This window comes from Arthrobacter sp. Helios (assembly GCF_023167125.1).
GTDB classification, from domain to species: Bacteria; Actinomycetota; Actinomycetes; order Actinomycetales; family Micrococcaceae; genus Arthrobacter_B; species Arthrobacter_B luteolus.
In genome coordinates, this window is the sequence record NZ_CP095402.1 from 3192684 (window position 1) to 3209530 (window position 16847).

At 65.9% G+C, this 16847-nt stretch carries 15 protein-coding genes; 3 read left to right on the forward strand and 12 right to left on the reverse strand.

The window, feature by feature from the left end; translation table 11 throughout:
• Nucleotides 1–12: 12 nt before the first annotated feature.
• The 3 genes from ArtHe_RS14595 to ArtHe_RS14605 all read right to left on the reverse strand — a co-directional run bounded on the left by ArtHe_RS14595 (nucleotide 13) and on the right by ArtHe_RS14605 (nucleotide 3711).
• Complete coding sequence (locus ArtHe_RS14595; RefSeq protein WP_248317616.1) at nucleotides 13–1251, reverse strand: MFS transporter; 1239 nt, start codon at nucleotides 1249–1251, stop codon at nucleotides 13–15.
• Nucleotides 1244–2173 (reverse strand): DUF4031 domain-containing protein, encoded by a 930-nt coding sequence (locus ArtHe_RS14600; RefSeq protein ID WP_248317617.1) that lies wholly within the window; start codon nucleotides 2171–2173, stop codon nucleotides 1244–1246. The genes ArtHe_RS14595 and ArtHe_RS14600 overlap by 8 nt, the downstream gene beginning before the upstream one ends.
• A 140-nt stretch (nucleotides 2174–2313) precedes the next feature.
• Nucleotides 2314–3711 carry an NAD(P)/FAD-dependent oxidoreductase gene (locus ArtHe_RS14605; protein WP_248317618.1) on the reverse strand — a complete coding sequence of 466 codons (1398 nt, stop codon included), beginning with the start codon at nucleotides 3709–3711 and terminating at the stop codon, nucleotides 2314–2316.
• 286 nt (nucleotides 3712–3997) lie between these two features.
• Between ArtHe_RS14605 and ArtHe_RS14610 the strand changes: the two genes are divergently transcribed.
• Both ArtHe_RS14610 and ArtHe_RS14615 read left to right on the forward strand, forming a co-directional pair.
• Nucleotides 3998–5101, forward strand: coding sequence for an exo-alpha-sialidase (locus ArtHe_RS14610; protein ID WP_248319816.1), 1104 nt, complete (start codon nucleotides 3998–4000; stop codon nucleotides 5099–5101).
• Complete coding sequence (locus ArtHe_RS14615) at nucleotides 5098–5391, forward strand: MoaD/ThiS family protein (protein ID WP_066300347.1); 294 nt, start codon at nucleotides 5098–5100, stop codon at nucleotides 5389–5391. The genes ArtHe_RS14610 and ArtHe_RS14615 overlap by 4 nt, the downstream gene beginning before the upstream one ends.
• Before the next feature lie 64 nt (nucleotides 5392–5455).
• On the opposite strand, the gene ArtHe_RS14620 is transcribed toward ArtHe_RS14615, so the two are convergent.
• A complete protein-coding gene (locus ArtHe_RS14620) occupies nucleotides 5456–6208 on the reverse strand; it encodes a transglycosylase family protein (RefSeq protein ID WP_083521686.1) in 753 nt (250 codons plus the stop codon).
• Between the two features lie 642 nt (nucleotides 6209–6850).
• Here ArtHe_RS14620 and ArtHe_RS14625 point away from each other — a divergent pair.
• Nucleotides 6851–8827, forward strand: a complete 1977-nt coding sequence (locus ArtHe_RS14625; protein ID WP_248317619.1) for an APC family permease — start codon at nucleotides 6851–6853, stop codon at nucleotides 8825–8827.
• On the opposite strand, the gene ArtHe_RS14630 is transcribed toward ArtHe_RS14625, so the two are convergent.
• The 8 genes from ArtHe_RS14630 to ArtHe_RS14665 all read right to left on the reverse strand — a co-directional run bounded on the left by ArtHe_RS14630 (nucleotide 8824) and on the right by ArtHe_RS14665 (nucleotide 16838).
• Nucleotides 8824–10509: an ABC-F family ATP-binding cassette domain-containing protein gene (locus ArtHe_RS14630; RefSeq protein ID WP_248319817.1), complete on the reverse strand. Its 1686-nt coding sequence runs from the start codon at nucleotides 10507–10509 to the stop codon at nucleotides 8824–8826. The genes ArtHe_RS14625 and ArtHe_RS14630 overlap by 4 nt on opposite strands.
• 385 nt (nucleotides 10510–10894) lie before the next feature.
• Nucleotides 10895–11518 carry a hypothetical protein gene (locus tag ArtHe_RS14635; RefSeq protein WP_248317620.1) on the reverse strand — a complete coding sequence of 208 codons (624 nt, stop codon included), beginning with the start codon at nucleotides 11516–11518 and terminating at the stop codon, nucleotides 10895–10897.
• 60 nt (nucleotides 11519–11578) lie between these two features.
• The gene (dnaB, locus tag ArtHe_RS14640; RefSeq protein ID WP_066300357.1) at nucleotides 11579–12961 is read right to left on the reverse strand and encodes a replicative DNA helicase; all 1383 of its coding nucleotides are present in this window, start codon (nucleotides 12959–12961) and stop codon (nucleotides 11579–11581) included.
• A 617-nt stretch (nucleotides 12962–13578) separates the two neighbouring features.
• Entirely contained in the window at nucleotides 13579–14028 is a 450-nt protein-coding gene (rplI, locus tag ArtHe_RS14645; protein WP_066300360.1) for a 50S ribosomal protein L9, read from the reverse strand.
• Between the two features lie 18 nt (nucleotides 14029–14046).
• Nucleotides 14047–14286 carry a 30S ribosomal protein S18 gene (rpsR, locus tag ArtHe_RS14650; RefSeq protein ID WP_003800144.1) on the reverse strand — a complete coding sequence of 80 codons (240 nt, stop codon included), beginning with the start codon at nucleotides 14284–14286 and terminating at the stop codon, nucleotides 14047–14049.
• 102 nt (nucleotides 14287–14388) lie between these two features.
• Nucleotides 14389–14946, reverse strand: coding sequence for a single-stranded DNA-binding protein (locus tag ArtHe_RS14655; RefSeq protein WP_248317621.1), 558 nt, complete (start codon nucleotides 14944–14946; stop codon nucleotides 14389–14391).
• A gap of 67 nt (nucleotides 14947–15013) precedes the next feature.
• The gene (gene rpsF, locus ArtHe_RS14660) at nucleotides 15014–15319 is read right to left on the reverse strand and encodes a 30S ribosomal protein S6 (RefSeq protein ID WP_066300367.1); all 306 of its coding nucleotides are present in this window, start codon (nucleotides 15317–15319) and stop codon (nucleotides 15014–15016) included.
• 229 nt (nucleotides 15320–15548) lie between these two features.
• A complete protein-coding gene (locus ArtHe_RS14665) occupies nucleotides 15549–16838 on the reverse strand; it encodes a M18 family aminopeptidase (protein WP_248317622.1) in 1290 nt (429 codons plus the stop codon).
• Nucleotides 16839–16847 lie beyond the last annotated feature (9 nt).

Here is a 16847-nt window from a genome sequence, read left to right on the forward strand (position 1 = left end):
CGGCTGGCCGGGTCACGGACCGGTTCCTCCGCCAAGGCGTGGCCGGCCCCCTGGCAGGGCAGTGGCAAGGAGGGCGGCCAGCGCCATCAGGACGCCGACAAATCCGGCCAGCCCCGCCCAGCCGGAGCCCTGGAAGAAGAATCCGCCGGCCCAGCCAAGCAGGCTGGATCCGCTGTAGTAGGCCAGGTTGTAGAGCGACGAGGCCTGCGCCCGGCCCGTTTCGGCCAGCACCGGCACCCACCCCGAGGCAACGGCATGCGCGCCGAAGAACCCGGCGGTGAACACCACCAGTCCGGTGATCACTGCTGGCAGGGTCTGCAGCAGCGTGACGGCCAGGCCAGCAGCCATCACAGCGGTACTGACCAGCAGGACGGTCCTGCGGCCACCGGCCAGCGTGCCGGCGGCCTTCCCGGCCGCCCGTGAGGACCAAGTGCCGGCCAGGTAGGCAAGGAACAGGGAACTGGCCAGCGCCTGCGGCAGATTGAAGGGCGCCATCCCGAGGCGGAAGCCAAGATAGTTGTACACGGCGACAAAACCGCCCATCAGCAGGAAGGCCTGGGCGTAGAGCACCAGCTGCCGCGGGGACCGCAGGTTCACGGCCAGCCGGGCGCCCAGGCCGGGGCCGCCGTCGCTCCGCCGGCGGGGTTCGTAACCTCGTTGCCGAGGGGCTGCGAGCATAAAAACGACGGCGGCCGCTGCGGCCAGCAGACTGACCACTGCCACACCTATGCGCCAGTTGGCATATTCGCCGATGGGCGCCGCCACGATCCTGCCAGCCAGCCCGCCGATCGTGGTTCCGGACACGTAGGTTCCCGCCGCGACGGCAGCGTGCACCGGACTCACCTCCTCGCTGAGGTAGGCCAGGGCGACGGCCGGTATCCCGCCCAGGGCCGCGCCCTCGGCGAAGCGGAGGAGCAGGAGCGCCGGAAAGTCCGGCGCCAGCGGCACCAGCAGTCCCAGCACGACGGCGGCCACGATGGCCGTCCGCATCACCGGCAGCCTGCCGAAACGGTCAGCGGCCGCAGACCAGGGGATGACGGCGGCAGCCAGGCCCAGGGTGGCGGCGGAGACACTGAGCGCAGCGGTGGCGGCGGTGATGCCGAAATCCGCGGCCAGCTCGGGCAGCAGGCCCTGCACGGAGTAGAGCTGGGCGAAGGTCGCCAGTCCAGCAGCGGCCAGTCCCACCAGTACTCCCCGGTAGCCGGCGCTTCCGCGTTCGTGTCCCAGGAATCCGTCCCTGCCCTCAGCCACGGGGCGGTTCAGCTTCCCGGCGCGGGGCACGGAATCCCCCGGTTCCGTCCGTGGAACCGGAAAGCGCAGCAAGTTCGCGGCGGAGGTTTGCGCGGGCCGCGGCTCCCCACAGTTCCTCGCCCCGGCCGGTGCGGAAGAGCCGGCTCCGGCCCAACAGTGCGTCAAGGACGGCACGGCGGCCGGCACGGAAGGCGGCATCGTCGAGGTGCCGGTATTCAAGCCGGACGTCAGCGGCATACCGGTCATATCCCTGCGCGTCCCGGCCCAGCACGGCCAGGTCCGCGTCGCTGAGCTGCGCACCGCTGATATCCCCGGGATCCGGATCGTGGCCGGCCGTCAGCCTGACCAGCCGGGCCGTCTCGGCCGTCTCGGGACGGCTGACACCGGCAGCCTGGAGCAGCTGCTGCGCCAGGACCGCGGAGGCCTCTTCGTCTGTGCCGGGTACGCCGTCGTACACCGCGTCATGGAACCAGGCTGCCAGCAGCACCGGACGGTCACTGCAGCCCAGACGGTGCAGGGCTTCCAGGGTTTGGAGCAGGTGGCGGCGGTCGTGATAGCGGCGGTGCGGCTCGCCCCACCGGTTCAGCAGTTCGGCACCCAGCTCCGGGGTGCCGGGGAGCAGCGCCTCCCAGCGGCGGCGCAGCGGATGCACCAGCGAGGCGGCGCGTTCTCGCGCCGGTATCCGCAGCCCGCCGGCGATCAGCGCCCGGACCAGGGTGGCGCCGTCGACCGCTGCGGCACCGGCCTCCACCAGATCGCGGTACCGGTGCGCCGGAACGTCATAGTGGTCCTGGTCAAAGGCCCGGCGGGAAATCCCGGCGGCGGCGGCAAAGTCATGCAGCTCTTCCAGCGAGGTGTCTGACACCAGGTGGGAGAAGTGGGTGTTGTGGGCAGGCCACAGGGGCGGGTCGATGTAGATCAAGCGGACTCGGAGGGCCGGGGTGCAGGAACCATTCCTCCATCCTTAGCCCACCGGGTCCGCAATTTCCATCTGGCCGGCTGCGCGCCCGCCTTCCACCCGCGGTACGGCGGCGCCGTCCCGCGGGTGGTTCCGCTGACCGGTTATTGCCCGGCAGGCTCCGGGGCGGTGTTTCCACGGACAATCCGGGCGGTCTCGTCCTCTGCCGGCTCTGACAGGTAACGCTCCAGGGAGTCATCCAGTTCGCTCAGCCACGGCGTGTGGTGGACCACCGACTCGGTGCCGGTCAGGACGGAGGTGTGCACACCGTCGCGGTAGGTGAGGATGTTCTCCTTCTTGTCCTGCTTCCAGGCGAGGAACACCTCCACCACGCGGTCGAGGTCGAACTCCGGATAATCCGTTGCCTCCACGAGGTCACGGATGTAGTCAGCTTGGAAACGCACCTCGTCAGCGGCGGCGCCGATAGCGCGGAAGCGGCCCCTCCACTCGGCCTGGTGCTGCAGGCGGGCCTCCTCGGCAGGCAGTTCCGCGGTGCCAAGGATCAGGTCCCGCACGTACCAGGCCTGGGCATCGAACATATTAAAGGTGAACCACTGGTCCTGGGCGCCCAGGTAGTACAGATGCGGGTTCCCTTCCCACACCACACCCCGGTACAGGCGTTCGGGGTAGACGTTGTTCGGGGAGTCCAGCGCGAGTTCGGCAGGCAGGAACGGATACTTGTGGAGGTATCCCGTGCACAGGATCACTGCGTCGAAGCGGCGCGTCTCACCGTTGGAGAAGCGCACGGTCTCGCCCTCGAAGCGTTCGAGCAGCGGCAGCTCTTCCATGCCGTCCGGCCAGTCCAGGCCCATGGGCGCTGTCCGGTAGCTGATCGTGACCGACTTAGCTCCCATCTTGAACGCCTGTACGCCGATGTCCTCGGCGGAGTAGCTGGCACCAACCAACAGGACGTCCTTGCCGGCGAGCGCCTCCGCACCGCGGAAATCGTGGGCATGGCGCAGCGAGCCGGGGAAGGTCTCAATGCCGTCAAAGTCGGGAACGTTCGGAACGGAGAAGTGTCCGGTGGCCACCACCACGCGGTCGAAGCGTTCCGTCGTTGTTGTTTTAGTCCGCAGGTCCTCGACGGTGACCTCGAAGCCGCCGTCGACCTCCTTCACCCAGCGGACGGCGTGAGCAAAGCGCACCCACTTCCGGACGTCCGTTTTGCTGACCCGGCCGTTGATGTAGTCCCAGAGGACCGCCCGCGGCGGATAGGAGGAGATGGGCCGGCCGAAGTGCTCGTCGAAGGTGTAGTCGGCGAACTCGAGGGCCTCCTTCGGCCCGTTGGACCAGAGATTGCGGTACATGCTGGAGTGGACGGGTTCCCCGTATCCGTCGATCCCGGTGCGCCAGGTGTAGTTCCATTGGCCTCCCCAGTCGTCCTGCTTCTCAAAGCAGACAATCTCGGGGATTTCCAGGCCCTCCCGGGCCGCCGACTCAAACGCTCTGAGCTGGGCCATGCCGCTGGGGCCGGCTCCGATAATGGCAATTCGTGCAGTCAAGGCTGCCTTTCCGGCCTTTCGGCCTCGTGTCACACAGCGCGGAGGCGGCCCGTGGGCCGCCTCGACACGCCGCTTCGTATAACCGGGAGCAGCCATCACGTGGCGGGTGCTCCCGGAGGCGCCGAAGGGGGCGCCCATGCGGCTCATCCTATCGGTTGGGTTTTCTCAACCTCTTTTCCGCGGGCGGATCCGGCGCCGCCGGCGCCTTCCCTGTTGGCTGGATGACTGCGGTTAGGCAGCCGGATACCCCTTGCCCAGCCCGGGGCCGAATGGTCCAATGTCTGCCATGACGCACACGGAGGATACTGTCCTGGCCATCGGCACGCGCAAGGGGCTCTGGCTGGCGAGCAGCCCGGACCGCAGGGACTGGACGCTCAGCGGGCCGTACTTTCTGATGAATGAAGTTGCCAGTGTTGCCCTGGACACCCGCACCTCCCCGCCGCGGATCCTGGCCGGCCTGCTCTCCTCCCACTGGGGGCCGACAGTGGTGATCTCCGACGATCTTGGTGCCACCTGGTCGGAGCCGGAAGAGGGGGCCATTGCCTTCCCCGCCGCGGCCGGGGAGTCGCTGGGACGGATCTGGCAGCTCCAGCCGGATACTGCGGACCGACCGGGAGTCGTCTGGGCCGGGTGCGAACCGATTTCGGTGTGGAAATCGACCGACGGCGGAAGCCGCTTCGAGCTGAACCAGGGCCTGTGGGACCACCCGCACCGCACCGAATGGGGTGCGGGCTACGGCGGGGCCGCCGCGCACACTGTCCTTCCAAGTCCCACGGATGACACGGTGCATGTGGCCATCAGTTCCGGCGGCGTCTACCGGTCCGACGACGGCGGGAAGAGCTGGCAGGCACGCAATCAGGGCATTTCCGCCTACTTCCTGCCGGACCCTCATCCGGAGTTCGGCCAGTGCGTGCACAAGGTGGCGCGGGACGCCGAAACGCCCGGGCGGCTCTACGCGCAGAACCACCACGGTGTGTACCGCTCCGATGATTCAGGCGAAACCTGGATTTCGATTGCCGGCGGCCTTCCTGCGGACTTCGGGTTCGTGATGCTCTCGCATCCGCGCAGCGGCGGGACCATTTGGACCATTCCGCTGGTGGCAGACGGTGAACGGATACCGCCGGACGGGCGCCTGGCCGTCTACCGCAGCACGGATGCCGGGGACTCCTGGACCCGGCAGGACACCGGACTCCCGGAGGCGGAGTACAACGCAATCCTGCGTGACGCAGCGGCTGTGGATGCCGGGGACCCAGTCGGTGTGTACTTCGGCACCCGGGCGGGGGACGTCTACGCCAGCGCTGACGAAGGGGGCACTTTTAGCCTGGTCGCTTCCAATCTTCCCGATGTCCTGTGCGTCCGCGCTGCCACACTCGGGACAACCGGACCATGACTGCAGGCGAGGTCCGGGTCCTGCTGCCGGAAGTCCTGGCCGCCACGGCGGAAGGTCAGCGGGAGCTCACGCTCCCTGGTTCCGATGGACTGACGCTCGGATCCCTGCTTGACGCCATCGGGCGCCGCTATCCCGTGCTGGAACGGCGGATCCGGGACGAGACAGGAACTGTCCGGCGGTATGTGAACATCTACATCGACGGCCAGGACATCCGCGGCCTGGACCGGCAGGACAGTATTCTCGGTGCAGGCTCGGAGGTGATGGTCCTGCAGTCCATCGCCGGTGGATAGCAGTGGTTAAAAAGGGAATGGCTGGACTCCCGAAGGAATCCAGCCATTCTCAGGCAGCGCCGTCTTATGCGGGGAGCTGCAGGACCTCGCCGGTGAAGATGAGGTCCGGGTGGACGATCGTGCCGGCGTTGGCAGCGTACAGGGCCTGCCAGCCGCCTGCGATGCCGAGCTTGTCGGCGATGGAGGACAGGGTGTCGCCAGCCTGGATGGTGTAGGTGTCACCGCTCACGGCCGGAGCCTGCACGGGTGCAGCCGGGGCCAGCGAGGATGCGGGAACCTCGACAGGCGCGGCAGCGACCGGGGCCGGCTCAGTGTAGGTCGGTGCCGGAGCAACTTCCTGCACCGGGGTTTCCGGAACGTAGGTCTCAACCGGGGTGTAGGTCTCAACCGGAGCGGCCGGAACGGTCTGCTCCGGAGCCACGTACTGGCTCTGGGTGGTTACCTCGGGGGCTGCGGAGGTAACCCCGGTAGCGCCGCCGGAAAGACCCAGCTTGGCGGAGCATGCAGGCCATGCGCCCCAGCCCTGGCCTGCCAGGACCTTTTCAGCAACAGCGATCTGCTGCTCGCGGGAAGCGTTTTCGGGGCTGCCGGTTCCACCGTAGGCTGCCCAGGTGGAAGGCGTGAACTGCAGGCCGCCGGAGAAACCGTTGCCGGTGTTCGTGTTCCAGTTGCCGCCGCTCTCGCACTGCGCCAGGGCATCCCAAGTACTCGCATCGGCCGCCTGGGCACCGGGCCCAGCAAAGGTGAGGCCTGCGCCAGCCACAACAGCGGCAGCAAGTCCACGGCGAACGTAACGGGTAATCTTAGAGTTCTTCATCAGCTGTATCTGCTCCTGAGGGCCCACCATGCGTTCCGCCCGTCCCCGGGCTTCATAACGCCGTCGCCTACCCCGACTACTAGAGTTCAGGTTTAGGTGCTCCCACCGCGGCGACGTCTGGTGGCGCGGGGCACCTTGCAATTTGTCGGCCACACCATCTCATGTGGGTGCTGGCCGGCCGGATCAGCCTCAGCGGACTCTCTTGGATCCGACGTAGTCCCGTATTGGGTACATATCCAAGCTAAGACGAGTTCGAATCGATACCAAATCGAGACCTTCGGAAATCAACCGTTACCACACTCCACTTCCGCTTATTCATGCCGATCCAGGGGCCAATTGTGCACTTTGCCACAGAGCTGTTTTAACGCTAATCAGGGTTGTTCGAACTGAATGTTTTTGTGCGCGCGCTCACGGCCCTGGCTGCCCTGAATGGGATTCGCGGGCACCGTCCCATCGGGATTTCACATCCCGGTTCATGATTTCTTCAGCTCAGCGGCTCAGAAACAATCGACGTGGATGTGCAGCACTGCCAGAGCCGAGCTGTGCTGCCTGGCAGCCGTTTGAGCCCTGGATGCTGGCCCGGATAGGCCCGGTTCGTGACCGTCTGGACTTGGTTCTGCAACGGGTCTAGGGTTTGTCCTCGTGCTCACATTCTTCAATGCGCTCAAGCGCATTCTGGTGGGGCGTCCGTACGGCAATGAACGCCTTTCGCGCACCCTGCTGCGAAAGCGGGTTGCATTGCCCGTTTATGCCTCGGACGCGCTTTCCTCGGCAGCCTATGCGCCGGACGAAATCCTCCTCACCCTGGCCCTGGCAGGGGTAGCAGCAGTTACCCTGTCCCCCTGGGTTGGGCTCGCCGTCATCGTGGTCCTCCTGACAGTGGTGGCCTCCTACCGGCAGAACGTCCACGCCTATCCCTCCGGGGGCGGGGACTATGAAATCGCCAGCGAAAACCTGGGCCGGCGTGCCGGACTGACCGTCGGGTCGGCGCTGCTTGTGGACTATGTCCTCACCGTTGCCGTCTCCATGTCCTCTGCCTCGCAATACCTGGTAACCGTTATTCCAGCGCTTCACGGCCGGCAGGGGCTCCTCGCCGCAGCCGGCGTCGTCATTCTGATGCTGGTGAACCTCCGCGGGGTCAAGGAAGCGGGAAAGATCTTTGCCTTTCCCACCTACCTGTTCCTGGCCTCGGTTCTGGGCATGTGCGCCGCCGGCCTCTTCCAAGCCGCTACGGGCACCCTTGCACAAGCGCCTTCGGCAGCTTTCGATCTGGTGCCCGAGGCGGGGCTCGACGCCGGCCTGACCGGACTCGCTGGCGCTTTCCTGCTGCTTCGGGCGTTTTCCTCCGGCGCCGCTGCGCTGACCGGCGTGGAAGCCATCAGCAACGGGGTTCCCACCTTCCGGAAACCGAAGAGCACCAACGCTGCCACCACCCTGCTTCTCCTGGGTGGGCTGGCGGCGCTGATGCTGGCCGGGATCCTCACCCTGGCTACCCTGACCAAGGTCCATTTCGTCCAGAACCCCGCCACGCAGCTGCTCCTGAACGGTGCGCCTGTGCAGGACTACCTCCAGCACCCGGTCATCAGCCAACTCGCGGAGACCGTTTTTGGGGACGGCTCCCTGCTCTTCTACATTGTGGTGGTCGCTACCGGATTGATCCTGGTGTTTGCCTCCAACACCGCGTTCAACGGTTTCCCCATCCTGGCCTCGGTGCTGGCCCGCGACGGATACCTGCCCCGGCAGATGCGCACCCGCGGCGACCGCCTGGCCTTCAGCAACGGCATCATCGCCCTCGGCCTGGCCGCCCTGGTGCTCATCCTGGCATTCAACGCGGACGTCACCCGCCTGATCCAGCTCTACATCGTGGGCGTTTTTGTCTCCTTCACGGCCAGCCAGCTCGGCATGATCCGGCACTGGACCAGGAAGCTGCGGACCGAACGGAACAAGGAGGCGCGCCGCCGGATGCGGCGTTCGCGGGTGATCAACGCCTGCGGTTTCGGCATGACGTCGGTGGTGCTGGTGATCGTGGTGATCACCAAGTTCGAGCACGGGGCGTGGATCGCCCTGTTGGCCATGGCATTCCTCTACGCCGTGATGAACAGCATCCGGATCCACTACCAGTCCGTGGCGGAGGAGCTGCGGGTGGAGGACGATCCCGAGGTTCTGGCCCTGCCCAGCCGGGTCAACGCCGTCATTCTGGTGTCCAAGGTCCACAAGCCGGTCCTCCGCGCCCTCGCCTACGCCCGTGCGTCCCGCCCCTCCAGCCTGAACGCGATCATCGTGGACCTGGATCCCGAGGAAACGCAGAAAACCGTGGATGACTGGGAGCGGCTGCGCATCCCCGTTCCACTGACGGTCCTCTCCTCCCCCTACCGCGAAACCGTGTCCCCCGTCCTGGCCTACCTGCGTGAGGCCCGCCGCAGTTCACCGCGGGAACTTTTTGTGGTGTACATCCCCGAATACGTGGTCGGCCGCTGGTGGGAACAGCTGGTGCACAACCAGACCGCGCTGCGGATCAAGACCCGGCTGCACTTCGAGCCGGGAATCATGGTGGCCAGTGTCCCCTGGCAGCTGGCGTCCAGCCGGGACAAGACCGCTGCCCCGGGGCCCGGGGACTAAGCTGCCTGCGGGTCCGGAGCCGCCAGGCTGAGCCGGGCACCGGTCCAGCGCTGCCGCAGCCAGTGGTCATGGCTGGCCAGGATCACCGTTCCCGGATACGCAGTGATGGCCTCTTCCAGTTCCTCCGCGAGGGCGAGGGAGAGATGATTGGTCGGCTCGTCCAGCAGCAGCAGCTGCGGCGGTTCGGCCACCAGCGCCGCCAGTGCCACCCGACGGCGCTGGCCCGGCGAGAGCTCAGCCAGCCGCAGCCCGTCCACCCCCGGATGGAGCAGGCCAAGCTCAGCCAGCGACGGAGCCTGGCCGGGTTCCGCCAGCCGTGACCGGTACGCATCACCGGCGGTGACGTCCAGGTCCGGCCAGCTGTCTTCCTGGCTCAGCAGGCCCACCGTCAGTCCGCCGGCGCGGACCACCCGGCCGGCGGCGGGGGCCATGGTCCCGGCGAGCAGCCCCAGCAGGGTGGATTTCCCTGCCCCGTTGGGGCCTTCCACCAGCAGGCGGTCACCGGCCCGGAGCACCAGGGTCTGCGGAGGCAGCCGTCCCGGCACCCCTGCTTCGGCGAGGAGGACAATCTCCTCCGCTGCCGTCCCCAACGACGGGCTGCCGGGTGATCCGCTCACGTTCGGCATTCCGCTCACACCGAAGGTTCCGGGTGTTCCGGGTATTCCACGGAAACGCAGCGGCGGCTGCGGAGCGGGAACCGCGGAGCGTTCCAGTTCGGCCAGGCCCCGCCGGGCGGCCTGGACCCTGCCGCCCACGGTCTTGGCCGCCTTGTCGCTGTAGAATTTCCGGGCTCCGCGGACTTCAGTCTTCGGCGCCGTGGTGTGGAAGACGTTGCGCCCGTCCACATCGGCTATCTGCTGCAGCCGCTGCCGCTCCGCCTCCTGCGCCCGCCAGGCTTCCTCCCAGCGGCTGCGCGCCCCGGCCTTGGCCCGCAGGTAGCCGGAGTACCCGCCGGTATAGCGGATTCCCTGCACGGTCGGCCCGCCGTAGCCTTCAGGCCCGGAACCGGGGTCCAGGTCCACCAGGTCCGTGGCAACGGTGTCCAGGAACCAGCGGTCATGGCTGGCCATCAGGACCGGTCCCGGCCAGCTGGCGAGTTCGGTGGCCAGGAAGTCCAGGGCGCCGTCGTCGAGGTGGTTGGTGGGCTCATCAAGGAGGAGGGCGAAGGGGCGTTCCAGCAGCAGCGCGGCGAGGGACAGCCGCCGCCGCTGGCCGCCGGATAGGGCGTCCAGGGGGCGGCTGCGCGGCACTGCTCCCAGTCCCAGCCCGTTCATAACGGCGGCGATCCGGGCGTCCAGCGACCACAGGCCGGAGCTGTCCGCCTCCTGCAGGACACGGTCATAGGCGTCAGCAACGGTCGGATTGTCCGGTTCCGATCCGAGGCGCTCCGCCAGTCCGGTCAGCTGCGCGCCGAGGGAACGGACCGGTGCGACGGCGGCCTCCAGGACCTGGTCCACGGAGAGTGCGGGGGTGGATGCCATCTCCTGCCGCAGGAAACCGGTGGATTCCGGGCGGCGCACCGACCCGCTGTCCGGGGTAATCATGCCGGCGGCTATCCGTAGGAGCGTGGATTTCCCGGCTCCGTTTTCTCCGATCAGACCGGTGCGCTGTCCGGGTGAGACGGTTACTGACACATCTGTCAGCAGCCGTCTGTCCGGATAGCTGAGGGATACGGCGGCCAACCGGAGGTGGCGGATGTTTCCGGCGGTGACCGGTCCGGTAACTGGTCCGGGAGATGCTAAGGGGAGGTGCTGATCAGCCAACGAAGGTCCTGACGTCCAAATACGGAAGCCCGCCGGGCAGGATCCACAGGTTGGCCAGGCGGGCGGATCCGACAGGTGCGGATTCCGCCAAGGCTGGCAGTGGGGCCTCGGGCGCGGGCAGTTGGTGTCAGGAAAGCAGCATGCGTCGATACTAATTCCGGGCCGGGCTGGGTGCAACACAGGTCCGGCCGGCCGGCGGGACCGGGACCGGCCCGGCGCAGGCCCGGGCTCCGGGCAAGCGGCTCAGGCTCCGCGGGACCGGCTCAAGCTCCGGCTCCGGCCCGCGGGAATGGGCAGGGCAGGCCTACGGCAGAGTGGCTGCTCCGCGGCCCGCCAGGACGGACTGGTAGGCGTAGCCGGTGAGACGGCCCTCCCGGGCAGCGCTGGCCACGGCCTCGAAGGAAAGTTCCCCGCTGCCGCTGTACGGAAAATGGATCAGCTCGGCAATGAGTTCCCATTCCTCAGCGATGGTGTCAATGAGTTCTCCGGGCGTTTCATCCGGGCCGGGGCCTCCGCCCAGAACCGTCCACGCGCCGTCGGGCACCCGGTAGGACTCAAGGCGTTCCAAGTCTGCCGCCAGCTCCTCCAGCGAGCCATACTCCCGCTGCGCCTCGGGCGGAACGGAGCCGTCCGGGGTGGCGAGCTGACTGACAAATCCGGTCTGAGCAGGGAACACGGAAGTGGGCACCGGCTCCCCCTCTTCGAGGTAGGCGGGCAGCTGGGAAGGCATCCAGTACCAGGCGTCCCCCTGGTCCGCCCCGCCGGGCTGGTTACGCTCGCTGATCCAGCCCCGGGAGCTCAGCAGTTCCTCGCCTTCGTCACTGACGAAGGTTTCCGTATCACCCAGGATCCTGTTGGTTTCGTGGGCGCTGCGGCGGGCCTGGCTTTTCTTGGCGGCAGCCTTCTTGCGCGGCTTGGACTTGGGCACGGTGTTGCTCCTGAAAGACGGCGGGTTGAGGAAGATCGGGGGTTCGGCGGGAAGAAACGGCTAGAAGCCGGAGCCGCCCTCGACCGCCATGTTGGAGAACCGGGAGTAATGGCCCTGGAAGCCCACCACGATGGTCTTGGTGGGGCCGTTACGGTGCTTGGCCACGATCACGTCGGCTTCGCCGGCGCGCGGAGACTCCTTGTCGTAAATGTCTTCGCGGTGCAGCAGGATGACCATGTCCGCGTCCTGCTCGATCGAGCCCGATTCACGGAGGTCGGAGACCATGGGCTTTTTATCCGTACGCTGTTCCGAACCACGGTTCAGCTGGGACAGGGCGATGACCGGGACATCGAGTTCCTTGGCCAGCAGCTTCAGGGCACGGGAGAACTCGGAGACTTCCTGCTGGCGCGATTCCACCTTCTTGCCGGAGGACATCAGCTGCAGGTAGTCCAGGACCACCAGTTTGAGGTCGTGCCGCTGCTTCAAGCGGCGGCATTTGGCCCGGATCTCCATCAGGGACATGTTGGGGCTGTCATCGATGAACAGCGGGGCATCGTTCATCCTGCCCATGGTGGTCGCGATCTTGCCCCACTGTTCGTCCTTGATCGTTCCCTTGCGGAGGTCCTGCAGTCCGATCGTCGCCTCGGCGGAAAGCAGGCGCATGGCAATCTCGTTCCGGCCCATTTCCAAGGAGAAGAACACGGTGGTCATGTTGTTCTTGATTGCCGCGGACCGGGCAAAGTCGAGAGCGAACGTGGATTTACCCACGGCCGGACGGGCAGCGATAACGATCATCTGGCCGCCATGCAGGCCCTGGGTCAGTTCGTCGAGCTCGTAGAACCCGGTAGGGACACCGATCATGCCCTCACCGCGGTGACCGGCGGATTCGATCTCGTCCACCGTGCCCTCGATGATGTCCTTCAGCGGAACATAGTCCTCCGCCGTGCGGCGCTCAGCCACGGCATACACCTCGGCCTGCGCCGCGTTGACGATGTCGTCGACTTCCATGCCGTCGCTTGAGTAGCCCAGCTGGACGATCTTGGTTCCTGCGTCCACCAGCCGGCGCAGCACCGCACGTTCCCGGACGATCTCCGCATAGAACCCGGCGTTTGCCGCGGTCGGCACGGACTGGATGAGCGTGTGCAGGTAGGCGGGACCACCGATCCGGCCAATTTCACCGCGCTTCGTCAACTCATCCGAGATCGTCACCGCATCGGCAGGCTCGCCGCGGCCATAGAGGTCGATGATGGCCTCGTAGATGGACTCATGGGCGGGACGGTAGAAGTCCACGCCGCGCAGCACCTCAACGCAGTCGGCAATGGCGTCCTTGGAGAGCATCATGCCGCCGAGAACAGACTGCTCGGCCACCAGGTCCTGCGGCGGAGTCCGGCCGAAATCCGAATTGCGGGTTGATTCAGCGGCATCCGCGTGAGCAAGCGACACTATGGCCACCCTTTCCAAAAACGTTAGATCCATGGGCCCCGTCGGGCGGGCGGCATGAGGTTGTGGCTGTCTATCTGTTTACCCGACGGCACTGACACCGGCTGGGCCGCCAGTGCCTTCGCCGTAACCTCTGCAGGTGCACCGATGAAGGAGTCCACCGCAACCGTAGCCCCGTAAGGCCCCCTCAACAAACGAGTTATCCACAGGCGCTGTGGATACCCTGTTCATAACTGGGCGTGTCTTGTGCACAGGTTGGGCATAAGGTTGTGGATAACAATTTTATTTCGGCCCAAATATGGCTCTGACTAGGGAAAACACTCGTCCACACCTGTGCACAGAGAAGTATTTTCCTCAACATTCATCCTGTACCTTCAGGTTGACAGATCAATTTAGGGGGCGTAGCGGCGCCATTATCCACAGTCGATATCCACATACCTGTGGGCTTCCGAAAACTACTTGGAATAAACTGCCTGCGTAGCTTCCATCACCGGCAATGGATGTGCTTGACGGCACAGGAAAACCGGGGTCCTGGCCCGGCAGGTTCTGGCCCGCACACAAAAGCGCCCCCCGCCAAAGGCGGAGGGCGCTTTTAGTCACGCAGTGCGTAACGGGCGGTGCTAGCTGGCAACGACCTCAAGGTCGATGACGGCAGCAACGTCGTCGTGCAGGCGGACGTTGGCCTGGAAGGAACCAACCGACTTGATGTGCGTCGGCAGTTCAACCTTGCGCTTGTCGATGCTGCCGAGGCCGGCAGCTTCAACGGCAGCGGCAACGTCAGCGGGCTTGACCGTGCCGAAGAGGCGTCCGGACTCGCCGGCCTTGACGGTCAGCTTGACCGGCTTGGCGGAGAGAGCAGCAGCCTGCTTCTGGGCATCTTCCAGCGAAGCGTGCTCGCGGGCAGCGCGGGCAGCCTTGATGGACTCAACCTGCTTCTCGCCACCCTTGGTCCAGGTCAGGGCGAAGCCGCGGGGGATCAGGTAGTTACGTGCGTAACCATCCTTTACCTCAACAACGTCGCCTGCAGCACCGAGACCGGTTACTTCGTGGGTCAGAATGAGCTTTGCCATGAGTTAGGTTCCTTTCCTTTAGCCGCGGCCAGCGCCGGAGTAAGGCAGGAGTGCAACTTCACGGGCGTTCTTGATTGCCTGTGCGATCTTGCGCTGTTCCTGCACGGTTACGCCAGTTACGCGGCGAGCGCGGATCTTTCCGCGGTCGGAAATGAACTTGCGCAGCAATGCTACGTCCTTGTAGTCGATGACAGTGATGTCAGCGGCCTTCAAGGGATTGGACTTTGGTTTGGGCTTGCGAAGTTCAGCCTTAGCCATCGTGGAGCTCCTTATGTCTAGTGGAGCCCGTGGATTGATTCCACGGGATGGGCTCGACGGCGGTTGCCGTCAGAGGTTGTGCCTTGCGGCACAGGGTGTTGCTTAGAAGGGCGGGTCGTTGGAATCCGGACCGGCTCCCCAGCCGCCTGAGTTGCCGCCCGCAGGCGCACCCCAGGGGTCTTCCGCAGGTGCGGACTGCTGCTGCTGCTGGCCGCCCCAACCGGAGTTGGAGTTGCCGCCGAAGCCGCCGGAGTTTCCAGCATTGCCGCCAAAGCCGCCACCGCCACCGCCGGAGCGCTGGGTGCGGGTGACCTTTGCGGATGCGTACCGCAGCGAGGGGCCGATTTCGTCGACCTCAAGCTCCATGACGGTGCGCTTTTCGCCTTCTTTGGTCTCGTACGAACGCGACTTGAGTCGGCCCTGGCAGACGACGCGGGTGCCCTTTGTCAGGGACTCGGCGACGTTTTCCGCAGCTTCGCGCCAGACCGATGCACGGAGGAACAGCGTTTCGCCGTCCTTCCATTCATTGGACTGCCGGTCGAAGGTACGCGGCGTCGAGGCAATGGTGAAGTTCGCCACTGCCGAACCGGACGGGGTGAACCGGAGTTCCGGATCATTCGTCAGGTTGCCGACCACGGTGATCGTTGTCTCGCCTGCCATTTATGCCTCCTGGTGTCTCGGCCCGGAATGCGGACCTTTCATTGACGAGTAAAAGGATGGGCCGAAATTACTCGGCAACAACCTTCTGGTCTTCGGGGCGGATGATCTTGGTGCGCAGGATGGTCTCATTGAGGCCAAGCTGGCGGTCAAGTTCAGCAGCCGCTGCAGGGCTGGCGGTGAAGTTAACCACCGCGTAGATGCCTTCGGCCTTCTTTTTGATTTCGTAGGCCAGGCGGCGACGGCCCCAGATGTCCACCTTGTCGACGGTTCCACCATCGTTGCGGACAACGTTGAGGAACTTGTCGAGCGAAGGCTCCACGGTACGCTCTTCGACCTCGGGGTCGATGATTACCATCAGTTCATAAGCACGCATTTGTGAACCCACCTCCTTTGGGCTATACGGTCACGGTATTTCCGTAACAGGAGGTTCTTTAGCGTTGTCTTTGCTCCGGGAACCCGGCGGATAGCTCCGCCGCGCACCAAAAGCCTGCCAGCCAAGGCCGACAGCACAGACTCCACTATCCTATCGGACTTTCACTCCGGTTTTTGACGCCTGCGGGCACCTGTGGACAGCTGCCGGAAGACCGGGCGGCCCCCCGGATTCAGCGGTTGAAGAACAGTTCCGCCGCACGGGAGAGCAGGTAGGGATCCTGCACGCCCGCCATTTCGCGGGCCGAATGCATGGAGAGCAGTGGAATCCCGACGTCGATGGTGCGGATTCCCAGCCGGGTCGCAGTGAGCGGTCCGATGGTGGAGCCGCAGGGAATCGAGTTGTTGGAAACGAACTCCTGGTACGGGACTTCAGCCTCGCGGCACAGGGCCGCCCAGTAAGCAGCACCCGGCGCATCGGTGGTGTAGCGCTGGTTGGCGTTGATCTTCAGCAGCGGCCCGCCGTTGAGGACCGGCTTGTTAGCCGGATCGTGGCGCTCGGCATAGTTCGGGTGCACCGCATGCCCGGCATCCGCGGAGACACAGAACGATGCCGCGAAGGCGCGCTGGGTCTCTGCGGTACCGGCACCCACCCCGGCACTGATCCGGGCCAGCACGTCTTCGAGGAAGGGGCCGGCGGCGCCGGAGCGGCTGCCGCTGCCCACCTCCTCATGATCGAAGGCCGCCAGCACGGCAATGGAACCACCGGATTTGGAGGCGGCAGCAGCACTCTCAAGTGCGCAGAGCCCCGCGTGCACCGAGGAGAGGTTGTCCAGCCGACCTGAGGCGAAGAACTCGTTGTCTGCTCCGAAAACGCGTGCGGGCTGTGTGTCCGCGGCAACGACGTCGTACCCGCCGATCTCTGCCCGGTCCACGCCGGCCTTCGCAGCCAGCACTCCCAGCAGGTCGGCAGCGGACGGATCGCCCAGGCCCCAGACCGGGTTTAGATGCTGCTGCTTGTCCAGCTTCAGGCCTTCGTTCACGGCCCGGTCCAGGTGAATGGCCAGCTGGGGGAAGCGCAGCAGCGGCCCCGTGGAGACCAGGTGCTCCTGTCCGTCCAAGGTGACCAGCCGGCCGGCCAGTTCCAGTTCGCGGTCCAGCCAGGAGTTCAGCAGCGGCCCGCCGTACACCTCCACGCCGGCCTGCAGCCACCCGAACCGGCCCGTGGTGGGCGAAGGCTTGAGCTTGAAGGTGGGGGAATCGGTATGGGCGCCGAAGATGTTGAAGCCGGTGGCCGGCGCCGCGTCCTCCGGAACGATCCAGGCGATAAACGCTCCGTCGCGGACCACCACGTAGCGGCCGGGCGCTGCCGGCCAGTCCTGGTCTTCGGCCAGCTCGGTGAAGCCACCGGCGAGGAGCCTCTCCGCGGCGGTGCGGGCGGCGTGGAAGCTCGAAGGTGAGGCGCTGACATACGCGCCGAGGTCGTTGATGTGTTCGAGGGGCTGCCTGGTCGGATTCAACATAGTCCGATT